The 21,725-nt window shown below is 64.4% G+C and carries 18 protein-coding genes; 10 read left to right on the forward strand and 8 right to left on the reverse strand.

Annotation, left to right across the window (positions count from 1 at the left end; translation table 11 throughout):
- Positions 1-113 precede the first annotated feature (113 nt).
- The 4 genes from ATY02_RS29325 (at position 114) to ATY02_RS29340 (ending at position 4,350) form a co-directional block, all read left to right on the forward strand.
- Positions 114-2,534, forward strand: coding sequence for a glucose/quinate/shikimate family membrane-bound PQQ-dependent dehydrogenase (locus ATY02_RS29325; protein WP_068584860.1), 2,421 nt, complete (start codon positions 114-116; stop codon positions 2,532-2,534).
- Between the two features lie 301 nt (positions 2,535-2,835).
- The gene (locus ATY02_RS29330) at positions 2,836-3,132 is read left to right on the forward strand and encodes a hypothetical protein (protein ID WP_068584857.1); all 297 of its coding nucleotides are present in this window, start codon (positions 2,836-2,838) and stop codon (positions 3,130-3,132) included.
- A gap of 175 nt (positions 3,133-3,307) precedes the next feature.
- Positions 3,308-3,601, forward strand: coding sequence for a hypothetical protein (locus tag ATY02_RS29335; RefSeq protein WP_068584854.1), 294 nt, complete (start codon positions 3,308-3,310; stop codon positions 3,599-3,601).
- Positions 3,602-3,702: 101 nt separating this feature from the next.
- Entirely contained in the window at positions 3,703-4,350 is a 648-nt protein-coding gene (locus ATY02_RS29340) for a carboxypeptidase-like regulatory domain-containing protein (RefSeq protein WP_068584847.1), read from the forward strand.
- A 6-nt stretch (positions 4,351-4,356) separates the two neighbouring features.
- Here the strand turns inward: ATY02_RS29340 and ATY02_RS29345 are convergent, their stop codons facing one another.
- Positions 4,357-5,985, reverse strand: coding sequence for a hybrid sensor histidine kinase/response regulator (locus ATY02_RS29345; protein ID WP_068584845.1), 1,629 nt, complete (start codon positions 5,983-5,985; stop codon positions 4,357-4,359).
- A gap of 144 nt (positions 5,986-6,129) precedes the next feature.
- Between ATY02_RS29345 and ATY02_RS29350 the strand changes: the two genes are divergently transcribed.
- Positions 6,130-6,747, forward strand: coding sequence for a LuxR C-terminal-related transcriptional regulator (locus tag ATY02_RS29350; RefSeq protein ID WP_068584844.1), 618 nt, complete (start codon positions 6,130-6,132; stop codon positions 6,745-6,747).
- Positions 6,748-6,933: 186 nt separating this feature from the next.
- Here the strand turns inward: ATY02_RS29350 and ATY02_RS29355 are convergent, their stop codons facing one another.
- Together ATY02_RS29355 and ATY02_RS29360 are read right to left on the reverse strand one after the other, a co-directional pair.
- Positions 6,934-7,239, reverse strand: a complete 306-nt coding sequence (locus tag ATY02_RS29355; RefSeq protein WP_068584842.1) for a hypothetical protein — start codon at positions 7,237-7,239, stop codon at positions 6,934-6,936.
- Between the two features lie 51 nt (positions 7,240-7,290).
- Positions 7,291-9,633, reverse strand: coding sequence for a putative bifunctional diguanylate cyclase/phosphodiesterase (locus tag ATY02_RS29360; protein WP_068584839.1), 2,343 nt, complete (start codon positions 9,631-9,633; stop codon positions 7,291-7,293).
- A 398-nt stretch (positions 9,634-10,031) separates the two neighbouring features.
- On the opposite strand from ATY02_RS29360, the gene lon reads away from it, so the two are divergent.
- The 5 genes from lon (at position 10,032) to cmoB (ending at position 15,469) form a co-directional block, all read left to right on the forward strand.
- On the forward strand, positions 10,032-12,452 hold the full coding sequence (lon, locus tag ATY02_RS29365; RefSeq protein ID WP_068584836.1) for an endopeptidase La: 2,421 nt from the start codon (positions 10,032-10,034) through the stop codon (positions 12,450-12,452).
- A 172-nt stretch (positions 12,453-12,624) separates the two neighbouring features.
- Entirely contained in the window at positions 12,625-13,017 is a 393-nt protein-coding gene (locus ATY02_RS29370; RefSeq protein ID WP_068584831.1) for a protease inhibitor I42 family protein, read from the forward strand.
- A 1-nt stretch (position 13,018) separates the two neighbouring features.
- On the forward strand, positions 13,019-13,654 hold the full coding sequence (locus ATY02_RS29375) for a lysoplasmalogenase (RefSeq protein WP_068584828.1): 636 nt from the start codon (positions 13,019-13,021) through the stop codon (positions 13,652-13,654).
- 118 nt (positions 13,655-13,772) lie between these two features.
- Positions 13,773-14,516: a carboxy-S-adenosyl-L-methionine synthase CmoA gene (gene cmoA, locus ATY02_RS29380; RefSeq protein ID WP_068584824.1), complete on the forward strand. Its 744-nt coding sequence runs from the start codon at positions 13,773-13,775 to the stop codon at positions 14,514-14,516.
- The gene (gene cmoB, locus ATY02_RS29385) at positions 14,513-15,469 is read left to right on the forward strand and encodes a tRNA 5-methoxyuridine(34)/uridine 5-oxyacetic acid(34) synthase CmoB (RefSeq protein WP_068584817.1); all 957 of its coding nucleotides are present in this window, start codon (positions 14,513-14,515) and stop codon (positions 15,467-15,469) included. Before cmoA ends, cmoB begins: the two co-directional genes overlap by 4 nt.
- Positions 15,470-15,596: 127 nt before the next feature.
- Here the strand turns inward: cmoB and tadA are convergent, their stop codons facing one another.
- The 5 genes from tadA to ATY02_RS29410 all read right to left on the reverse strand — a co-directional run bounded on the left by tadA (position 15,597) and on the right by ATY02_RS29410 (position 21,709).
- Positions 15,597-16,091 (reverse strand): tRNA adenosine(34) deaminase TadA, encoded by a 495-nt coding sequence (gene tadA / locus ATY02_RS29390; RefSeq protein ID WP_068584815.1) that lies wholly within the window; start codon positions 16,089-16,091, stop codon positions 15,597-15,599.
- On the reverse strand, positions 16,091-17,473 hold the full coding sequence (locus ATY02_RS29395) for a multicopper oxidase family protein (RefSeq protein WP_068584812.1): 1,383 nt from the start codon (positions 17,471-17,473) through the stop codon (positions 16,091-16,093). The genes tadA and ATY02_RS29395 overlap by 1 nt, the downstream gene beginning before the upstream one ends.
- A gap of 127 nt (positions 17,474-17,600) precedes the next feature.
- Positions 17,601-17,891: a PTS transporter subunit EIIB gene (locus ATY02_RS29400; RefSeq protein ID WP_068584808.1), complete on the reverse strand. Its 291-nt coding sequence runs from the start codon at positions 17,889-17,891 to the stop codon at positions 17,601-17,603.
- A 2-nt stretch (positions 17,892-17,893) separates the two neighbouring features.
- Positions 17,894-20,425 (reverse strand): phosphoenolpyruvate--protein phosphotransferase, encoded by a 2,532-nt coding sequence (gene ptsP / locus ATY02_RS29405; RefSeq protein ID WP_068584806.1) that lies wholly within the window; start codon positions 20,423-20,425, stop codon positions 17,894-17,896.
- Between the two features lie 60 nt (positions 20,426-20,485).
- Positions 20,486-21,709 carry a maltoporin gene (locus tag ATY02_RS29410; RefSeq protein WP_068584803.1) on the reverse strand — a complete coding sequence of 408 codons (1,224 nt, stop codon included), beginning with the start codon at positions 21,707-21,709 and terminating at the stop codon, positions 20,486-20,488.
- Positions 21,710-21,725 lie beyond the last annotated feature (16 nt).

A 21,725-nucleotide genomic window follows, 5' to 3' on the forward strand; every position in this document is an offset into this window, starting at 1 on the left:
CCGGCAAAAAAAAGCCTTCGGCAAACACTTTCCAGCTGAACCAAGCCCGCGCCTGAACGTCATCTACAGTGAACATGCGCGGGTACATTCTTAACGTCACGGAGAACCACACTATGAGCACAGAGGGCGCTTCGAGCCCGAGCCGCTTGCCACCAAGGCTGCTCGGGATCTTGCTGCTGCTAATGGGCCTGGCCTTACTGGCCGGGGGGATCAAGCTGAGCATGCTCGGCGGCTCGCTGTACTACGTCCTGGCCGGTATCGGCCTGACGCTGACCGGCCTGCTGTTGCTGGCCGGAAAACGCGCGGCACTGGGCCTGTACGCTCTGGTGCTGTTCGCCAGTACCATCTGGTCGCTGTGGGAAATCGGCCTGGACTGGTGGCAACTGGTACCGCGCCTGTCGTTGTGGTTCGCCCTGGGCGTGGTCCTGCTGCTGCCCTGGTTCCGTCGCCCACTGCTGCGCGATGGCCCGGCACCGATGGGCACTGCGGCCCTGAGCGTGGCCGTGGTCCTGGCTGGTGGCGCCGCCATCGGCAGCCAGTTCACCAACCCGGGGGAAATCTCCGGCGACCTGGGCCGCGACAGCGCGGACATGGCCAGCACCGCACCGGCCATACCGGATGGCGACTGGCAGGCCTACGGCCGTACCGAATTCGGTGATCGTTACTCGCCGCTCAAGCAGATCACTCCGGCCAACATCGGCAAGCTGCAGGAAGCCTGGCGCATCCGCACCGGCGACATGCCGACCGCCAAGGACCCGGTGGAGATCACCAACCAGAACACCCCGCTGAAGGTCAACGGCAAGCTCTATGCCTGCACCGCCCACAGCAAGGTGCTGGCACTGGACCCGGATACCGGCAAGGAAATCTGGCGCTTCGACCCACAGATCCAAGGCCCCAATGGTGACGACTTCCGTGGCTGGGCCCACATGACCTGCCGTGGCGTGTCGTACTACGACGAAGCCAACTACCAGAACTCCGACGCCATCAGCCGTCCGGCGACCCTGTCCCCTGCCGGCCAGGCCATCGCCACCAGCTGCCCACGCCGCCTGTTCCTGCCGACCGCCGATGCGCGCCTGATCGCCATCAACGCCGACACCGGCAAGGTCTGCGAAGACTTCGGCAACAAGGGTGCCGTGGACCTCAAGGCCGGTATCGGCTCGTTCACTCCCGGTGGCTACTACTCCACCTCGCCGGCGGCCATTACCCGCAACCTGGTGATCATCGGCGGTCACGTGACCGATAACGAATCGACCAACGAGCCGTCCGGGGTGATCCGCGCCTTCGACGTGCATGACGGCCACCTGGTCTGGAACTGGGACTCGGGCAACCCCGACGAAACCACGCCGCTGCCTGAAGGCAAGACCTACACCCGCAACTCGCCGAACATGTGGTCCCTGGCCAGCGTCGACGAGAAACTGGGCCTGGTCTACCTGCCACTGGGCAACCAGATGCCCGACCAATGGGGCGGCAACCGCACCGCAGGTGCCGAGAAATTCAGCGCCGGCACCGTGGCCCTGGATATCGACACCGGCAAGCTGCGCTGGAACTACCAGTTCACCCACCACGACCTGTGGGACATGGACGTAGGCAGCCAGCCAACCCTGCTGGACATGAAGACTGCGGATGGCATCAAGCCGGCGCTGATCCAACCGACCAAGCAAGGCAGCCTGTATGTGCTGGACCGTCGCGACGGTACCCCGATCGTGCCGATCCGCGAGATCCCAGCCCCGACCGGAGCCGTGGAAGGCGACCACACCGCACCGACCCAGGCCCGTTCGGACCTGAACCTGCTGAACCCGCCTCTGGACGAAAAAGCCATGTGGGGCGCCACTCCATTCGACCAGATGCTGTGCCGCATCCAGTTCAAGGAGCTGCGCTACGACGGCCAGTACACCCCACCATCGGTGCAGGGCAGCCTGATCTATCCGGGTAACGTCGGCGTGTTCAACTGGGGCAGCGTATCGCTGGATCCGGTACGCCAGCTGCTGTTCACCAGCCCGAACTACATGGCCTTCGTGTCCAAGCTGGTACCGCGCGCCGAAGTGGCCGCCGACAGCAAGCGCGAAAGCGAGACCTCGGGCGTGCAACCCAACACCGGCGCTCCCTATGCGGTGATCATGCATCCGTTCATGTCGCCGCTCGGCGTGCCCTGCCAGGCGCCGGCCTGGGGCTACGTCGCCGGTATCGACCTGACCACCAACAAGGTGGTGTGGAAGCACAAGAACGGCACCAGCCGTGACAGCTCGCCGATCCCGATCGGCCTGCCGATGGGCGTGCCGAGCATGGGCGGCTCCATGGTCACCGCCGGTGGCGTGGGCTTCCTCAGCGGTACCCTGGACCAGTACATCCGCGGTTATGACGTGAAGAACGGCAAGGAACTGTGGAAATCCCGCCTGCCGGCCGGCGGCCAAGCCACGCCGATGAGCTACACCGGCCAGGACGGCAAGCAGTACGTGCTGGTGGTCGTGGGTGGCCACGGCTCTCTGGGCACCAAGATGGGCGACTACATCATTGCCTACAAACTGTCGGAATAAGCCCTGACAGTAACTGAAAAGGCGGCTACCTACGGGTAGCCGCCTTTTTTGTGCCCGCCCTCACATGCCTTCGTGTAACGGCTGCCGCAGAGTCAGATCTGCTTCGTGTTGCCGCTGCCGCGGCTGCGTAGGGCCGCAGACCCAGGAAGCCCCTACGGGCCTTGGCGCAGCCTCGCAGGCTCGGCAGCGGCTACAGCCATGGGTTTTGAAAAGTCCTACAGCTCACAGAGAACAGCATCACCTTGTTCCCTGCGGCCGCCTGCCTTTAAGGTCGGCAGAATCACCGGGCAGGCCCCAGGCAATGGACGACGACACCGCACACTCCCCAAGGCGCTTCATGCCCCTCACTGGCAACGACTACGACATCCCCGCCCTGCTGGTGGATACCCAGGCCCCGCTGGATGCCCTGCACGAAGCGGCCATCCACCGTATCCGTGCCGCGACCCAACTGCTGGAAAGCATTGCCAGCCAGGACCATCTCGGTGGCAATCCGCAATTACTCCAGGACTTCGCCCAACTGTGCGTCATTCCCTTGCGTGATGGCTGCGACCTGCTGGATGTGCTGGGCCGCCGCCTGCAGGAACAACTGGCCGAATGACCCTACCAACTCGGGTAATTGCAAAGGGACATTAGCCCATCTGTGCTAATCGACCCTCCCCGACCCCGGCGCTATAGTTGCGGCCAACCACCTCGTTCCCACCAACACTGCCATCCTGCGGTGCGGGGGACGGCTGCGCCGTGGAAAGAAACTACAACACCAAGGAAGCGTCATCATGAAACTCCATTCCAACATCCGCTCCATCACCCTGCTCAGCGGACTGGTGCTGGCCCTCGCCGGTTGCGCCGTTGCCAAGCCCAGCAACGACGACCTGAGAAACCGTGCCCAACTCACCATTGGCAAGAACGTGACCAGCGTCTCGAACGTGCGCAACGACAATACCCAGACCTACTTCACCGCCAACACCAGCGCCGGTGGCTACAACTGCGTGCTGCCCTCCGGCGGCATGATTGCCTTTGCCAGCATGGGTGGCCTGGTTTCGATGCCCGCCGAGTGCAACAAGGAATAAAGCGGCCACCCCGGAAACTCGCGACGAGCCACCGCACCTGCCCGGCGCAGGGCGGGGCTGCGCGAACGCGCTACTTCCCTGCACACAAAGGTCCCGCCGTCATGGCATCTCGCCTATTCATGGTCTCCGGTACGGTGCTGCTCGCCTGTGCCTTGAGCGCCTGCGCCCCGCGCCAGGGACGAACCCTGGACGAATACCCGCTGGTGAAGGTCCCCAGCGTGCAATACCCCGACGTCCCCTTCGACACCCAGGCCGCACGTGCGGCCCTGCAACCGGGCACGGCAACCCTCACCGGCAAGTTCTGCATCGTCGGCAACGATGGCATCGAGAGCAGCCGCAACGTCGAGATCTATCTCTATCCGGCCACCCCGCACTTGCAGGCCTGGCACAAGTTGCGCTCATCCCAGCCCGAAGGCGCACCGGTGAGCATGCTCCCCGAGGCCGTGGCCGTGCACCGGGTAACCCGGACCAACGACGACGGCATCTTCCAGTTCACCGGCCTGCAACCGGGCCGATACTTCGTCCAGGGTCAGGACATGGTGTACGGCACCAGCCGCTGGAACGAGTACGTGGGCACCGGCCAGAGCAACACCAACTACGGGCCGGTGACCACCCACTACTACACCGAGCGCAGCTCGATCTCTTCGTACTCGGGCATGCTGGATGACTTCGTCGAACTCGCCAGCGGCGACAACAAGAAGCTGACCATGACCAACTACCCCCTGCTCATCCCGTGCCGGACCTGGTAGCGTCCGCTACGCCCCAACTTGGTGAACCAGCGCTACTGGCGTCTCGCGCAAGGCACGCAAGGTAGCCCGCAACTCCACCGGCCGCACTGGCTTGGACAGGATGGCGATGTTGCGATCATGCAGCGCGGCATGGATCTTCTCGATATCGTGGCCGGTGATGATCAGCGCCGGCACTTCCCAGCCCCGCTGCTGGCGGATGTTGTCGATGCACTCAATGCCCGAGAGCCGGGTGCCCAGGTCATAGTCGGCGACGATGATGTCGCAATCGGTCACCAGGTCCTCGGCCGACGCCTCGGCCTGGACCACACACCCCCAACGCTCCAATAGCGCCGAGGTCGCCAGCAGCACGTTGCGGTCATCTTCCACCAGGCAAACCCGCAACCCGCTCAGCAGGCCGTTCTGCAGCGCCTCGTCATGGCGGCGCAATTGCTGCGGCGCGGCCGGTTGCAGGCCCGACAGGGTCACGCTGGTGCCGTGGTCAACCCGCGAGCGCAAGCGTACCTCCAGGTCCACCAGTTGCCCCAGGCGCTTGACGATGGACAACCCCAGGCCCACGCCCTCGACATCCTTGTCGCGCAATTGGCGGACCCGGTAGAACTCTTCGAAGATCCGCGGCAGGTGCTCTTCGGCGATACCGCGCCCACGGTCATGGATCTCGATGGCCAGGCCCTGGCCGCAGCGGCGCACGCCAATCAGCACGGGCCCCTGCGGTGCGTACTTGAAGCAATTGGACAAGACGTTCTGCACCATGGTGGCCAGCAGCCCTGGGTCGATGCGTACCCAATGGTTGCAGGGCCGAAGCCGCAGCTCGACCCCGGCCCAGCGCGCCGCTTCGGCGTTCTGGCGTACCAGGTCGCGCAGTAACTGCCCCAGGTGCACGGTTTCGTACTTGGGCTGCACGCGCCCGTTGTCCAGGGTGTAGAGGTCGAGGATCGAGCGGAACAACTGCGACACGTTGAGCAGCGAACGGTCGATGTTGTCCACCAGCCGCCGCTCCTCCTGGCCCAGGTCGGCCTCGCGCAGGCAGGCGGTGAACAGGCCGATGGAGTGGATCGGCTGGCGCAGGTCATGGCTGGCCTGGGCCAAAAAACGCGATTTTTCCAGGTTGGCGGCAATGGCTCGCTCGGAGGCCAGCCGGGTGCGCTTGAGCAGGATATGGGCATAGACCGGGATCACCGTACTGGTGACCATCAGCATCAGCACCATGTAGGGCTGGCTTTGCCAGTACGGGGTCAGCAGGTAGACCATGAACAGCGCGAACAACGCCAGTACCGTGGCGATGGCCAGGTAGCGCGAGCCGAAACGCATGCCGTTGCCCAGGTTGACCCAGACCATCACCGCATAGATGGGCAGCGCGCCCTCGCCGCCCATCACCAGGCCGAAGCAGGTGCCGGTGTAGTCATAGACCATCCCAAAAACCCGCCGGATCGGGTAATGGCCGGGCCAGCGGGCAATGGCCAGGCGCAGGCCGATGGAAACCAGGGTGAAGACGATGATGTAGATGATCACCGGCAAGTAGATGTAGAAATCCTGCCCCGGCAGGCAACTGGTCACGGTGACATAGACCAGCGCGCAACTGGCCACGATGATGCGTAGCGTGGCCTGGTCGAGTTCGCTGTCCTTCTCTGCTTTCATCCAATCACCTCCTTGTGCAATCCGCCGGTTTGCGTGGTCCTACCTGAAGACATGGGGTACCGGACACGACCAGTGGGCAGGTACAGTGCCGGACCGCCAAGGTAGCATGCCCCCAGGACTGTAGGTTTCAAGGAGTTTCAAGACATGACATGCCGGATCATCGTCGCTGACGACCACCCCCTGTTCCGCGAGGGGATGCGCAGTACCATCCAGCGCCTGCTACCCGAGGCCGTGCTCGAAGAAGCCGGTGACCTGGCAGCGGTACTCGCCCTCGCCCAGACCGGCGAGGAACCGGATTCATTGATCCTCGACCTGCGTTTTCCCGGGCTGACCTCGATCGGCATGATCACCGATTTGCGCCTGCAACTGCCCCGGACCTCGATCATCGTGGTGTCGATGATCGACAATCAGGACCTGATCAGCGAAGTGATGGCCGCGGGAGCCGACGGATTCATCGGCAAGAACATCTGCCCGGAGGAAATCGCCCAGGCGATCCTGGATATCCGCCAGGGGGAAGTCGTGGTCAAGTACGCCCCCTCCGGCCTGCTGCTGCCCCTGGATGTCTGCTCCGAGATCAGCTCGCTGACCACTCGCCAGCAGGAGGTGCTACGCCTGATTGCCCAGGGCAAGACCAACAAGGAGATCGCTCGCGAGCTGGATATCTCGCCGTTCACCGTGCGTATCCATGTCTCGTCCCTGTTGCACACCCTGAAAGTGCCCTCTCGGGCCGCGGCGGCAGTGAAGTTTGCCGGAAACTGGTAGCCCCGCCGGGGTTCATCAACCCATGGCATCCGCCACTCACTCTCCACACCGCAACCCGCTCCACAGGAACAGCACATGAATCGCGATGTACCCCAGGATCCGTTCGAACAGTTGCAATACTGGATCGGCGACTCGCAAGCCAGCAACTGGAACGAATACATCACCGAACAGGTAGGCAGGGGCGTGCTACGGGTCTTTACTCCTGAACAATGGCAGCGACTGGAGGCCATTCTCCTGTCCCAGCCCGAATACTGGCAGCAACGCTGTACTGTCTCCCTGGGTGAACTGCGCAGCCCGGTGGCCATCGACTTGCTCAAGCGCCTGCTGGCTGATTCGACCTACCTGGATGTACGAATCCTGGCGATCTATGAACTGGACTGGGCAGAAACAGCGATCGAGCGCCGCTATGCACCCTGCATCCAGCAAGTCATGGACGGCCTCGCCGAAGACCAGATCGAGCCCGAACTGCACAGGCTGCTGGCCAAGGCTCAAGCCGCAACCTGCTGCCCCCCGGTCGCGAGCTTCCCGGATCGACCATCGCCCTCAGCCCGGGACCCTGGATTTGAGCAGCCAGTGCTCGAAAGCCTCGGTCGACAAGGGGCGACTGATCAGGTAGCCCTGCACCGTATCGCACCCCCAGCTTTCCAGCAGTTTCAGGCAGTGTTCGAACTCCACGCCTTCGGCCACGACCTTGAGCCCCAGCTTGTGGCTCATTTCGATGGTCGAACGCACGATCACCGCATCGCCGCTGGTTTCGTCCAGGTTGCGAATGAACGACTGGTCGATCTTCAGCTCCTGTACCGGCAAGCGTTGCAATTGCGCCAGGGACGAATAACCGGTGCCGAAATCATCCACCGACAAGCTGATACCGCAACCACGCAAGCGCTGGAGTACCGCCAACGCCTGCTCCGGATGGCGCATGATGGTGCTCTCGGTAATCTCGAACACCAATTGCTCGGCCGCGACCTGGTGGCGCTCCAGGCACTGGCTGACCCGGTCCTCCAGGCCATCGTCCTCCAGGTCCCTGGCAGAAATGTTCAATGACAGGCGTACCGGCAAGGCCCGGCGATTCCACTGCGCCAACTGCTGGATACAAGCCTCGATCACCCAGGAGGTCAGGCTGTGCATGCTGCCGGTGCGCTCGGCCAGGGGGATGAACTCGGCCGGCGATACCACGCCAAACACGGGGTGCTGCCAGCGCAACAGGGCCTCGGCCTGGTGCAGGTAGTCCCGGCGCAGGTCCAGCTTGGGCTGGTAGTGCAGAAACAGCTCGCCCTCGGCCGCGGCACGGCGTAAATCGCGAATCAGGCTGATCTGCCGTTGGTGGGCCAGGTCGCGATCCTGTTGATAGACCTGCAAGTAGCCAGGCTTTAGCGAAGCATCATGCCGGGCGATGGCCGCGCGGCTGATCAGCTCCTCGGCCGATTGACCGTCGGCCGGATACACCGCCACGCCTACGCAGATCTGCAGGCGAACTTCATCGCCCTGGATCAACTGCGGCCGGCTCAGCAACGCATGCAACCGGTCAGCCATGGCAATGGCGCCGTTGAGCTCGGTGTTCTCCAGCAACAGGAGAAACTCGCTGGAGGTAATACGCGCAGCGGTATCCCCCTGGGACAGCACCTCCCGCAGCCGCCAGCTGAGCTCGCCCATCATCTGCTCCAGGCCTTCGGTCCCGAAGCCCTCGTTGATCGCCCGGTAGTTATCCACCCCCAGGTACAGCAACACCACGTTTCGCCGTTCGGCAATGGCCTTGCTCAGGCGCTCAATGGCCAGCGCCCGGTTGGGCAAGCCGGTCTGGGGGTCATGCAGGGCATTGTGGGCCAACTGCCGCTCGCGGGTAGCGATCGCACTCTGCATGGCGTTGAAGGCATCGGTGAGCACTCCGAACTCGTCGCTGCGCTTGCTCGCCACCGGGGCCTGGTAGTTGCCCGCGCCGATGCGCCGGGCAGCCAGGGCCAGGTCCTCCAGGGGCCGGGCCACCCAACGCGCCATCAGCAATGCGCCGACCAGGGACACCGCCAGCGCCACCACGGCAATCCACAAGAACTCCTTGTCCAACGGGGCGAAGGCCTCCAGGGCCTGCTCCATGGGGCTTTGCAGCAGGGCCATGACCCGCGGGTCGTCTTCACCGCCAGTGTTGGCCAATTGCAGCGCCTGGTTGAGAAAGCGCTGACCATGGATTTCACTCAGTTGCGGCAGCGGCTGCCACAACGAGTCACGCAGGATGTTGATGATCGCCGACCACAAGGACTCCGGCTGGGTACTGAACAACTCTCCGGCGTTCTGCCCATCGACCGCCAGGAACGACACCTCCAGGTTGCTCATCGAGCGCAGTTCCAGAGCGAAGTTTTCATCCATGGGAAACCCCATCACCACCCGGGCGATCGGCAGCGACTCCAGCACCTCGCCTTGCACCAGGAGATAGGGACGACCCTGGATCGACACCAAGAGCATGTGGATGTCGTGCCGCAGGGCCCGACGCAAGGCCTGGTCGTAGGGAAAGGGTTGGTCCCGGGAGATGGCCGGCAGCGTGCTGGCGACGACCTGGCCCTCGGGGCTGAGCACGAACATCTCGCTGGAACGGATACCACCGCGATGCCGGGCCAGGGCAGCGAGAATGTCCACGGGTTTGCCACTGACCACAGCACGGCGGAACTCCGAGTCCACCACCAGCCAATCGACACCGTATTGCAGGGTGCGGCCCCGCAGGTCCAGCAAGCGCTCGAAGACCCGGGTACCGGTCTTCAATTGCAGTTGTGCCTGTCGTTCCACCGCCTGGGTAGTCGCGGTCTTGACGGCAAAATACACCGCAGCGACCAGCACCAGCAGTAACAGCGCCAAGACCCCGACAATTCTTGCCTGGAAGGTTCGGCGCCACCTCATATCGCCACTCTCGACCGTTCCGCTTGCAAGCTCCCCCTTGAGCACGGCGTTACGGGCGACAGCCGTTGGGAGCGGAGAAATCCGTTCTTCATACCCATCCCTCTGAAGCGCTGGAGGCAAAAGTCAAAAAAATGGCATCTTTATTCCGTCGTTGCGGATACTCAGATTTACCTGCCGATCATAGAAGATCGCGCAGTATAACTGGTGATCTTGCAGTCATTTTATTGACAACCAATATCGGGAAAATGCTGCACCCCTGACGATGCCAGTTGTCCAGGCCGGCTGAAAAAGGCCAGGCCAAAGAACCGGGCAGCTGCGACCCTGTTCGCAGTGCCCCCATTGAAACCCGTCATGACCTGCCCCATCTAACCTGCATAGCCCATCGTGCAGGAGTCTCCATGAGCGACCAGCAAGAATTTCCCGAGGATCCACGCGACTACGTCGATCCGGAAGACACCGAACAGTCGGCCGCCCATGGCACCGGCCTGGCCCTGCCAGGGCAGGCCCTCCCGGACAAGGTCTACATCATCCCGATCCACAACCGGCCGTTCTTCCCGGCCCAGGTCTTGCCAGTCATCGTCAATGAAGAGCCCTGGGCCGAGACCCTGGAGCTGGTGAGCAAATCCGAACATCACTCCCTTGCCCTGTTCTTCATGGACACCCCCCAGGAAGATCCACGGCATTTCGACACTTCGGCACTGCCGGAGTACGGCACCCTGGTCAAGGTCCACCACGCCAGCCGCGAGAACGGCAAGCTGCAATTCGTCGCCCAGGGCCTGACCCGGGTGCGCGTGCGCACCTGGCTCAAGCATCATCGCCCGCCCTATCTGGTGGAAGTGGAGTACCCGCGCCAACCGGCCGAGCCCACCGACGAGGTCAAGGCCTACGGCATGGCCCTGATCAACGCGATCAAGGAGCTGCTGCCGCTCAACCCGCTGTACAGCGAAGAGCTGAAGAACTACCTCAATCGCTTCAGCCCCAACGACCCATCGCCCCTGACCGACTTCGCCGCCGCCCTGACCTCCGCCACCGGCAACGAGTTGCAGGAAGTACTCGACTGCGTGCCCATGCTCAAGCGCATGGAGAAAGTCCTGCCGATGCTGCGCAAGGAAGTGGAAGTCGCGCGCCTGCAGAAAGAGATTTCCGCCGAGGTCAACCGCAAGATCGGCGAGCACCAGCGCGAGTTCTTCCTCAAGGAACAGCTCAAGGTGATCCAGCAGGAACTGGGGCTGACCAAGGACGATCGCAGCGCCGACCTGGAACAGTTCGAGCAGCGCCTGCAGGGCAAAGTCCTGCCGCCCCAGGCACAGAAACGCATCACCGAGGAAATGAACAAGCTGTCGATCCTCGAGACCGGCTCGCCGGAATATGCGGTCACCCGCAACTACCTGGAGTGGGCCACCGCCGTGCCTTGGGGCATCTATGGCGAGGACAAGCTCGACCTCAAGCACGCGCGCAAGGTACTGGACCAGCACCACGCCGGCCTGGACGACATCAAGAACCGCATCCTCGAGTTCCTCGCCGTGGGTGCCTACAAGGGCGAGATCAGCGGCTCCATCGTGCTGTTGGTGGGCCCGCCCGGCGTCGGCAAGACCAGCGTCGGCAAATCCATCGCCGAATCCCTGGGCCGGCCGTTCTTCCGCTTCAGCGTTGGCGGCATGCGCGATGAGGCCGAGATCAAGGGCCACCGCCGCACCTACATCGGCGCCCAGCCGGGCAAGCTGGTGCAGGCCCTCAAGGAAGTGGAGGTGATGAACCCGGTGATCATGCTCGACGAGATCGACAAGATGGGCCAGAGCTACCAGGGCGACCCGGCTTCGGCACTGCTGGAGACCCTCGACCCGGAGCAGAACGTCGACTTCCTCGACCATTACCTGGACCTGCGCATGGACCTGTCCAAGGTCCTGTTCGTGTGCACCGCCAACACCCTGGACGCCATCCCCGGACCGCTGCTGGACCGCATGGAAGTGATTCGCCTGTCGGGCTACATCACCGAGGAAAAACTCGCCATCGCCAAGCGCCACCTGTGGCCCAAGCAACTGCACAAGGCCGGCGTCGCCAAGTCCAGCCTGAGCATCAGCGACAGCGCCCTGCGCACGGTGATCGACGGCTACGCCCGCGAGGCCGGGGTGCGCCAGCTGGAGAAACAACTGGGCAAGCTGGTGCGCAAGGCCGTGGTGCGGCTGCTGGACGAACCCGAGGCACGGATCAAGATCGGCCCCAAGGACCTGGAAGCCTCCCTGGGCATGCCGGTGTTCCGCAACGAGCAGGTGCTGAGCGGGGTCGGGGTCATCACCGGCCTGGCCTGGACCAGCATGGGCGGCGCCACCTTGCCCATCGAGGCCACGCGCATCCACACCCACAACCGCGGCTTCAAGCTCACCGGCCAGTTGGGCGATGTGATGAAGGAGTCGGCGGAGATCGCCTACAGCTACGTCAGCTCGCACCTGAAGCAGTTCGGCGGCGACAGCAAGTTCTTCGACGAAGCCTTCGTCCACCTGCACGTACCCGAGGGCGCCACGCCCAAGGACGGCCCCAGCGCCGGGGTGACCATGGCCAGCGCGTTGCTGTCCCTGGCACGTAACCAGCCGCCGAAGAAAGGCGTGGCCATGACCGGCGAGCTGACCCTCACCGGCCACGTGCTGCCCATTGGCGGGGTGCGCGAGAAGGTAATCGCCGCACGCCGGCAGAAGATCCACGAACTGATCCTGCCGGAGCCCAACCGCGGGCACTTCGAAGAGTTGCCGGACTACCTCAAGGAAGGCATCACCGTGCATTTCGCCAAACGCTTCTCTGACGTCGCCAAGGTGCTGTTCTAACCCGGGATCTGCAGGAGCGGGGCTCGCCCGGCGATGGACACAATGCGTAGTACCTGGCGTACTGCGCCATCGTTCATCGCGAGCGGCTTCGCTCCTGCAACGGCCTGCCACACATTGCTCCATCTTCAGTTATGCTCGCCGTTCGTCATGAACGATCGGAGCTTCCTGACCCATGCCCACCACTCGCTTGCTCGCCCTGCTCAGCTTTGCCCTGTTGGCCGCCTGCGCCAGCCAACCCAAGCAAAACGTCACCGTGGAGAAGCAGAGCGAATGCCCGCTGCAACTGCACGAGGGGCAGAACCTGACCGTCACTCTGCCGAGCAACCCCACCACGGGTTACCGCTGGGCGATCCAGGACTCGGCCGGCGGCATCCTGCGCAAGGTCAGCCCCGAGGTCTACAGCAATCCGGAAGACACCGGCCTGGTCGGCAGTGGCGGCTTCTCGACCTGGCGCTTCCAGGCCTTCGCCAAAGGCACGGGCCGCCTGCTGCTGACCTACCAGCAGCCTTGGGCACCGGAGGAAGCGCCGGTCAAGGCCTTCGACTGCTCGATCACGGTCAATTGACATGGGCTGGCTAATCCTTGCGCTGATGGGCGCCGCGACCTTCATCTACGGCACCGCTATACATGCCACCCTGCTGTGCCTGCTGGTCAAGCCCCTGCCGGTGCTGGCCCTGCTGGGCTGGCTGCATGATGCGCCGCCTGGCGACTACCGGCGCTGGATCATCATTGGCCTGCTGTTCTCGGTCCTGGGCGATATCCTGCTGGCCTGGCCCATGGACCTGTTCGTGTTCGGCCTGGGCGCCTTCCTGGTGGCCCACTTGGCTTACCTCAAGGCCTACCTCAGTGATTGCCGGCGCCCAGCGCTGCTGCCACTGCTGTTGGCGCTGGCCATCGGCGCGACCCTATTGGGCATCCTGATTTCCCATGGCCTGGGTCCATTGCTGGTGCCGGTGATCGTCTATGCCCTGACCATCAGCGCCATGCTCTGGCGGGCCCTGGCACGCCTGGGCACAGCAGTGCCCAAGCGTTCGGCGGCCCTGGCCGCACTCGGCGCCTTGAGCTTCGCCTTCTCCGATAGCCTGATCGGCCTGAGCCGCTTCGTCGGGGCCTTCGCCGCCGCGCCCTACCTGATCATCATTTTCTACTGGCTGGGCCAGTGGGGCATCGCCGCTTCGGCCTTCAGCCAGAAGCCGCGCTAGCCGCGCTAGCCGCGCAGGGGCGACACCCGGTGCCGCCCCCGGTCCCCCAGGCCTTATCGCAACGGGCCGCAGCGGCTACAATGCCGCCCCTCTTTTTATCGCCAGCACCGGAACCGCCGTGAGCAAAGAACCCGATCGCCTATTCGCCCAGCCTCTGGCCCAAGTGCCCGACTTCGCCTTCAACGAAGATGTGGTGCGAGTCTTCCCGGACATGATCAAGCGCTCGGTACCCGGCTACCCGACCATCGTCGAGAACCTCGGGGTCCTGGCGGCGCAGTTCGCCCAGCCCAACAGCGTGCTCTACGACCTCGGCGCCTCCCTCGGAGCGGTGACCCAGGCCCTGCGTCGCCATGTGCGCAGCGACGGCTGCCGGGTGATCGCCGTGGACAACTCGGCGGCCATGGTCGAGCGCTGCCGGGAGTACCTCAACGGCCAGGACTCGATGTTCCAGGAGTTGCTGCCCGTGCAGGTGATCGAGGGTGACATCCTGGCCCTGGACTTCCAGCCGGCCTCGGTGGTGGCGATGAACTTCACCTTGCAGTTCATCGCCCCTGAACAGCGCCAGGCACTGCTGACGCGCATCCGTCAGGCACTGCTGCCCGGCGGCGCCCTGATCCTCTCGGAAAAGCTGCGCTTCAACGACGCCCAGGAGCATGAGCTGCTCACCGACCTGCACGTCGCCTTCAAGCGCGCCAACGGCTACAGCGAGTTGGAGATCGCCCAGAAACGCAGTGCCATCGAGAATGTCATGAAGCCCGACAGCCTCGAGGAACACCGCGAGCGCCTGCTGGCCGCCGGTTTCTCGAAAGTCGTGCCGTGGTTCCAATGTCTTAACTTTGCTTCGTTGATTGCCCTGCCATGATCGATCTATCCCCCCTGGCCCGCCATCTGGTGGGCACTCCCCTGGCCGTCTGGGCCCAGGGCCTGCAAGCGCAACTCGATGCCAAGATGGAAAAGGGCCATGGCGACCTGGCCCGCTGGCAAAGTGCCCTGGACGCCCTGCCGGACGTGCGCCCCAGTAAAATCGACTTGCTCAACGGCCTGGTCCTGGACACTGATTGCGACACCGCGACCCGCGAGCGGATGCGCACTGCCCTGATGGGCCTGAGCCCTTGGCGCAAGGGCCCGTTCGACCTGTTCGGCGTGCATGTGGATACCGAATGGCGCTCGGACTGGAAGTGGTCGCGGGTCGCGCCGCACCTTGACCTGCAAGGCAAGCGCATCCTCGATGTCGGTTGCGGCAATGGCTACTACATGTGGCGCATGCTCGGCGCTGGCGCCGACAGCGTGATCGGCGTCGATCCGAATTGGCTGTTCTTCTGCCAGTTCCAGGCGGTGCAGCGCTACCTGGAACAACCCAAGGCCTGGCACCTGCCGTTCCCCTTCGAGGACCTGCCGTCGAATCTCGAAGGGTTCGACACCGTGTTCTCCATGGGGGTGTTCTACCACCGCCGCTCGCCCATCGAGCACCTGCTGGCGCTCAAGGACTGCCTGGTCAAGGGGGGCGAACTGGTGCTGGAGACCCTGGTGGTCGAAGGCGACCAGCAGCAGGTACTGGTGCCGGAAGACCGCTACGCACAGATGCGCAACGTGTGGTTCCTGCCGTCGGTACCGGCCCTGGAGCTGTGGCTGCGGCGCGCCGGGTTCAGCGACGTGCGCTGCGTGGATGTCAGCCTGACCAGCGTGCAGGAACAGCGGGCCACCGAGTGGATGAAGTACCAGTCCCTGAGCGACTTCCTCGACCCCGACGACCACAGCAAGACCATCGAAGGCCTGCCGGCGCCGATGCGCGCCGTGATCGTCGCCAGGAAATGAATCCCCCGTATCCGTAGGATGCGAGGCTGGCCCGCGATAGCGATATCGAACATCAAGCCCGATTCAAGGTGAGCATGCCCGGGCTGATGTCATCGCGAGCAAGCTTCGCTCCGGCAGGGGGTGGTGTTCAGTCGCGGCTGGCCCGCCGCGCCTTGAAGAACTCGCTGAGCACCGTGCCGCACTCCTCGGCCAGTACCCCGCCCTCGTACAGCACCCGGTGGTTGAGAAACCCCTGGGTGAAGAACTGTCCCTGGCTCTGCACGATGCCCGCCTTGGGCTCCAAAGCGCCGTAGACCACCCGCGCGATGCGCGAATGGACGATCAGCCCGGCACACATGCTGCAGGGCTCCAGGGTGACGTACAGGGTACTGCCCGGCAGGCGGTAGTTGCTCACCGTCTGGGCTGCGGCGCGAATGGCCACCATCTCGGCATGGGCGCTGGGGTCGCTACCGCTGATCGGGCAGTTGTAGCCGCGGCCGATGACCTGCCCATCGAGCACCAGCACCGCACCCACGGGAACCTCCCCAAGGGCGGCCCCCTGGGTAGCCAGGGCCAGGGCCTCGCGCATGAACTCTTGGTCGCGGCTGCGATCGATGATCGAGGCCGGGCGAATCTGGCGCATCACACCACCTCGATCGCGGCCATCAGGCCGGTTTCCATGTGGTCGATCACATGGCAATGGAACATCCAGGTGCCCGGGTTATCGGCCACCAGCGCCACCTGGGCGCGTTCGTTCTTGCCCAGCAGGTAGGTGTCGGTGAACCAGGGCTCGACGATCTTGCGGCGATTGGAAGCGATCACCTTGAAGCTCATGCCGTGCAAGTGGATCGGGTGCTGGTATTGGGTCATGTTCTTGAGTTCGAAGATGTAGCTCTTGCCCTTCTTCAAGGTGGCGATCGGGCGATCGGCGCAGGTCTTGTCGGTGATATCCCAGGCCTGGCCGTTGATCTGCCACAGGCTCGGCGGCTTGCCGTTCTCGGTATTCACCGAGACCTTGCCGGCCCACTCGAAATTGAAGTTGAGCTTCTCGGCCTTTTCCAGGTCCGGTTCGGCGATGGGGTTGGCCGGCAGCGCCTTGGGCCAGTCGCCCGGGGCTTCGCTGCTGGCTACCGAGCGCAGAGTGCCCAGGCGCACGAAACCATCGCGCAGGGAAATCTCCTCGCCCGCCTCGGGAATGCGAATGGCCAGGCAGATGCGCATGCCCGGTCCCAGCCAATAATCGTCGTCCAGCGGGCGCGGGGTGATCGGGTTGCCGTCGAGGGCGTAGATCATCGCCTCGCAGTTGCCCTTGAGGTTCAGGCGATAGGTCCAGGTGTTGTCCAGGTTCAGCAGGCGCACCCGCACCACCTGCCCGGCCGGCAGCTCGGTCACCGCCTCGGCCTGGCCGTTGATGGTGATCAGGCGCCCCGCGGTGCCATTGCGCGCGGCCTCGCGCGGTACGCTGAAGGGCATCCAGGCGCCCTGCTCGTCCACGTGCCAGGTCTTCAGGCTCAGGGTGCGCTCATGCTTGAAGCCGGTCGGCTCGCGCTCCTCGACGATCAGCGGGCCCACCAGCCCCCGCCCCAGCTCTTCGGAGCTGCTGACGTGGGGGTGGTACCAGTAGCTGCCGGCATCCGGCACGCGGAATTTGTAGTCGAAGAATTCGCCCGGCTTGACCGGCAGTTGCGAGACGTAGGGCACGCCGTCCATTTCCAGCGGCAGGCGGATGCCGTGCCAATGGATGGTGGTTTCTACCGGCAGGTGGTTGATGAAACGCACCCGCAACCAGGTGCCCTGGCGGACCCGCAATTCTGTGCCCGGCGCCGACGGCCCGAAAGCCCAGGCCTGGGTCTTGAAACCCGCTACCAGTTCGACATCCAACGGAGCGGCGATCAGCTCGTAGTCGTGCCCGGCATTGTCGTCCGCAACCTTGCCCAGCCAGTATCGCGACGCACCGCCGGCGCCCACGCCAACCACCACCAGACCGGCCAGACCACCGAGTATTTGTCGACGGGTAAAGGACATGGACTCAACTACCTCACGTATCTGCCGCGGACCCGGGCCCGCAAAAAGGCGAATACGATACACCCGCAGTTGAGAAACAGTAAGGCCGGCGCGGCGACGGGACGCAGATGCAGGGCCGTGGCTGCGCTCAGTCGCGCAACCCCAACAACAGGTGCACCACGCCGCCCGCCAGGGGCATCACCGCCGGCACCCCTGCCCTTTGCAGGGCAGTGCTGTCGAGCAATTGCGGGTCATGCAGCTCCAGGCGCAACCGGGTCAGGGCCAGCCATTGCTGGCTCTTGATATTGGCATGTCCGCCCAATGCCGCCAGCGTCGGTTCATCCAGGGCATGACCGCCAGCCTTGGGCGCTTTCGGCTGGTCGGGCACCAGGTCCGGGGTCAGGGCTTTCCAGAACGCCCGCTGTAGTTTCTCGAACATCTTCAGTTCTCCAGGACCGGTGAGTGAGCAGCAAGCGGCTGGCGGTGCAGGCATTCACGCACCTGGGCAGCATCCTCCAGATCGACGATACGCGCGGCCAGCGCCTGGCACTGGACCAGGTCCAGCTCCCGCACCCGGGCCTTGATGGCCGGGATCAGCGGCACGCTCACCGACAACTCATCCACCCCCAGGCCCAGCAACAGCGGCACCGCAAGGGTTTCAGAAGCCAGCGCACCGCACACACCGACCCACTTGCCGTGGGCATGGGCAGCCCGGACCGTGGTGGCGATCAGGCGCAGCACCGCCGGGTGGAAGCTGTCGGCCTGGCTGGCCAGGCGCGGGTGATCGCGGTCCATGGCCAGGGTGTACTGGGTCAGGTCGTTGGTACCGATGGAGAAGAAATCCACCTCCGGGGCAAAACGATCCGCCAGCAACGCCGCCGACGGTACCTCGATCATGATTCCCAGCTTGGGCGATTGCGCGAGCCCCAGGGCCTGGACCTCCTGCTCCAGCAACTGGCGCGCCTGGCGCAGCTCCGCGAGCTGGCTGACCATCGGCAACATGATGTGCAAGCGGGCCTGCCCGGCACTGGCCAGGATCGCCCGGAATTGCTCCTGCAACAGCTCCGGACGCGCCAGGCACAGGCGAATGCCGCGCAGGCCGAGAAAGGGGTTGGCCTCGCTGTCCATCGGTACATAGGCCAGGGGTTTGTCGCCGCCCACATCCAAAGTCCGCACCACCAGGTTGCGTTCGGGCCCCAGGGCCTGGGCGATGGCCTGATAAGTAGCTGCCTGTTCCTGCGGGCTCGGCGCCTGGGTACGGTCCTGGTAGAGAAACTCCGAACGCAACAGGCCGACACCATCGCCCCCCAGGCTGACGGCCTGCTCGGCCTCCGCCAGGCAGGCAATGTTGGCCGTGACCTCAAGGTGATGACCATCGAGGGTTACCGCCGGCAGCGCCGCCTGGGCCAGGTCCCGGTGCTGGCGCTGGCGTTGTTGTTCGCGCTGGGTATCCAGTTGCCGCAGCAACTGCGGATCCGGGTCCCGGTGCAGTTCGCCACGGTCGGCGTCCAGCAGTACCGGCGTACCGTCTGCCAGTGACAGTACCTGGGGCGACAGGCCACAGAGCGCCGGCAGCCCCAGGGCTCGGGCCAGGATCGCCACATGGCTGGTGGCGCCGCCGCCCACGGTGACAAAACCCAGCACCCTGGTGGTATCCAGGCTCGCGGTTTGCGAAGGGGTCAATTGCTCGGCCACCAGGATGGCCTGGTCCGGCAGGTCCAGGGCCTGTTCCTGCACGCCAAGAATCAGCTCCAATACCCGCTGGCCAACATCCGCCAGATCCACCGCACGCTCGGCCAAGAGGCTGCTGCCCAGGCTTTGGAACAGCTGGGCGGTGACCTCGATGGCGCGGTTCCAGGCAAAGGCGGCACTCTTGCCGCTGGCAATCAGCGACTCGGCCTGCTCCAGCAGGCTCGGGTCGTCCAGCAGCTCCTGGTGCGCGCGGAAGATGTTCTGTTGCGCTTCACCCGGGGCATCGTCCCGCAGCTGTTGCAGGGCACTGGCGGCCTGGCGCAGGGCCCGCGCCAGGACTTGGCGCTCCTGCTGCGGGTTGTCTGCCTGTTCAATGATCTGCAAACGCTGCGGCACCACCTGCAGTACCTGGCCGAAGGCCGAGCCCGGTGAAGCACAGACCCCACGCAGGATGGCCCCGGGGGCAGCATCCGATACAGCTGGGGATACGGCTTTGGGCAGCGCAGCGACCTGCTCCCCACAGCCGGAGGCCAGCAGCGCCACCAGGGCCTGGATCGCCTGCTCGGCATCCGCGCCCACGGCACTGACCTGCAAGGCATCGCCCTGGACCGTCTGCAACGCCATGATCGATACCAGGGACTTGGCGTTGGCCGAGTCGGTGCGCCGGTGCAGGCAGATGTTCGCGGCAAAACCCTTGGCAGCCTGGGCCAGCAAGGCCGCCGGGCGCGCATGCAGGCCCTGGGGGTTGCCCAGGATCAGCGGCTTGGAAAACAGCGCCTCGCCCTCGGCCTCAGCGTCCTCGGCAGCGCCCAGGGCCGCTGGAGCGAGCTGAAGCAGCGGCTGGCCCTGCTCCACCAGCCGGCGATCGTCCACCAGCGTGGTCACCGGCTCGCCGCTGACCACCAGCATCAGGGTCAGCAGGCTGCGGGCATGCAGGGCCAGGTAGTCGGCGTCGAACTCGATCAGCGCCTGTCCCGCCACCACCTGCTGGCCTTCATGGACCAGGCAGGTGAATCCCTTGCCCGCCAGGTTCACCGTGTCCAGCCCGATGTGCATCAATACCTGCTGGCCCTGCTCGCCGGTAATGCTCACCGCATGGCCACTGTGCTGCAGGTTGCTGACCACCCCGGACAGGGGCGCGCAAAGGGTCTGGGAGGTTGGGTCGATGCACACGCCGTCGCCGATCACCCGGCTGGAGAACACCGGATCCGGCACCTGCTCCAGGGGCAGCAGCACCCCGGACAGGGGCGCGAGCAATTGCAAGGGTTGGGTTATGGCCATGACGTCACCTGCTGTTGATTCCTTGAAGTGCCGATGGAGCGCGAGCCCCGACAGCATCGCTTATTTCCACCAGTACTCGACCTGCAAACCGACGTTCGCCCCATGTCGGGCGCTGCCAAACGCACCGCTGTCGGACAGCGCGGAGCCGGCCGCCAGTTGGTTGGCCGCACGCTGGGCCGCCTCGTTCCAGCTGGCATAGGTGTAATACAGGCGCACCTCGGGACGGGCCCAGAACTCTGGCCCCTTGGGCGACCAGGTCGGCGCGAAAGTGAACTTGCTGAGCTTGCGTGTGCCCCCGGGGGCCTCCACCTGATCGTGGCCGAACTCGGCCACCAGCTTGAACTGCTCGGTGATGGCATAGGCCGGGCGCACGCCAAGGGAGATCCAGCTCTGGTCCTGGCCGTCGGGGCGAATGTCCTTCTGATAGACCGCCTCAAACTGACCGCCGAATCGCGGGGTCAGTTGCCAGTCGAAAAACTCCACCAGGCGATAGCTCTTGTTGCTGTCATCCAGGTAGGAGTTGCCGGTATAGCCCAGGCCGGTACCCGGGCCCTCGCCGTATTGCAGGGCGAGCTTGTTCTTGCCGCCCAGAAAACCCTGCTGCACATGCTGGGTGGTGATCGCCCAACCGTTGTGAGCACCACGGCGATCGGGCTTTTCCAAGTAGCTCAGGCCCAGCTCCAACTCGCCGCCGGGATTGCTCTGGAAGCCGGCGACGTTGAAGTCATGACGGGTCACCGCCTGCTTCTGGTAGAGGTTGTCCTTGCGAGAAAAGGCATAGCTGTATTTCAGATCGCCGATGCGCACGTCCTCGACCCCGCCGCCGGTGGCGCTCTGGTTCCAGTAGTAGAAGTCGGAGATATGGATGTCGTTACGCTTGTAGTAACGACGCCCGGCCCACAGCGAACCGCCATTGAGGCTGGGCAGCTTCGACCATTGGGCATACATCTGCGGCATGCGCGCCGAGCCGTTCTCCCCCTGGAAGGTCAGGTTGCGGTCGTAGCGGTTGTTGAGCGAGGCCATGCCATCGATGCTGAGCACCGAACCGTCCTCGAGGGTGTACAGGTCCTGGCGCAGCTCCAGCTCGGCGTACTGCTCGCACTCGTTGCCCAGGCGGTATTTGGATGGCGCGCCGGGAAGCTGGAAGCACGATTGCCCGCCACTGTTGACCGAAGTGCCGAGGCCACTGCGCAGGTAGCCGGCAAACTCCAGGGCCTGGGCCGGATAAGGCAAGGCCAGGCACAGGCAGGACGCCGCCAAACCGCGATTGATCGTTGTTTTCATAAGCCACCCCATTATT

The organism is Pseudomonas sp. BIOMIG1BAC, from assembly GCF_001705995.2.
In the GTDB taxonomy this organism is placed as follows: Bacteria; Pseudomonadota; Gammaproteobacteria; order Pseudomonadales; family Pseudomonadaceae; genus Aquipseudomonas; species Aquipseudomonas sessilinigenes.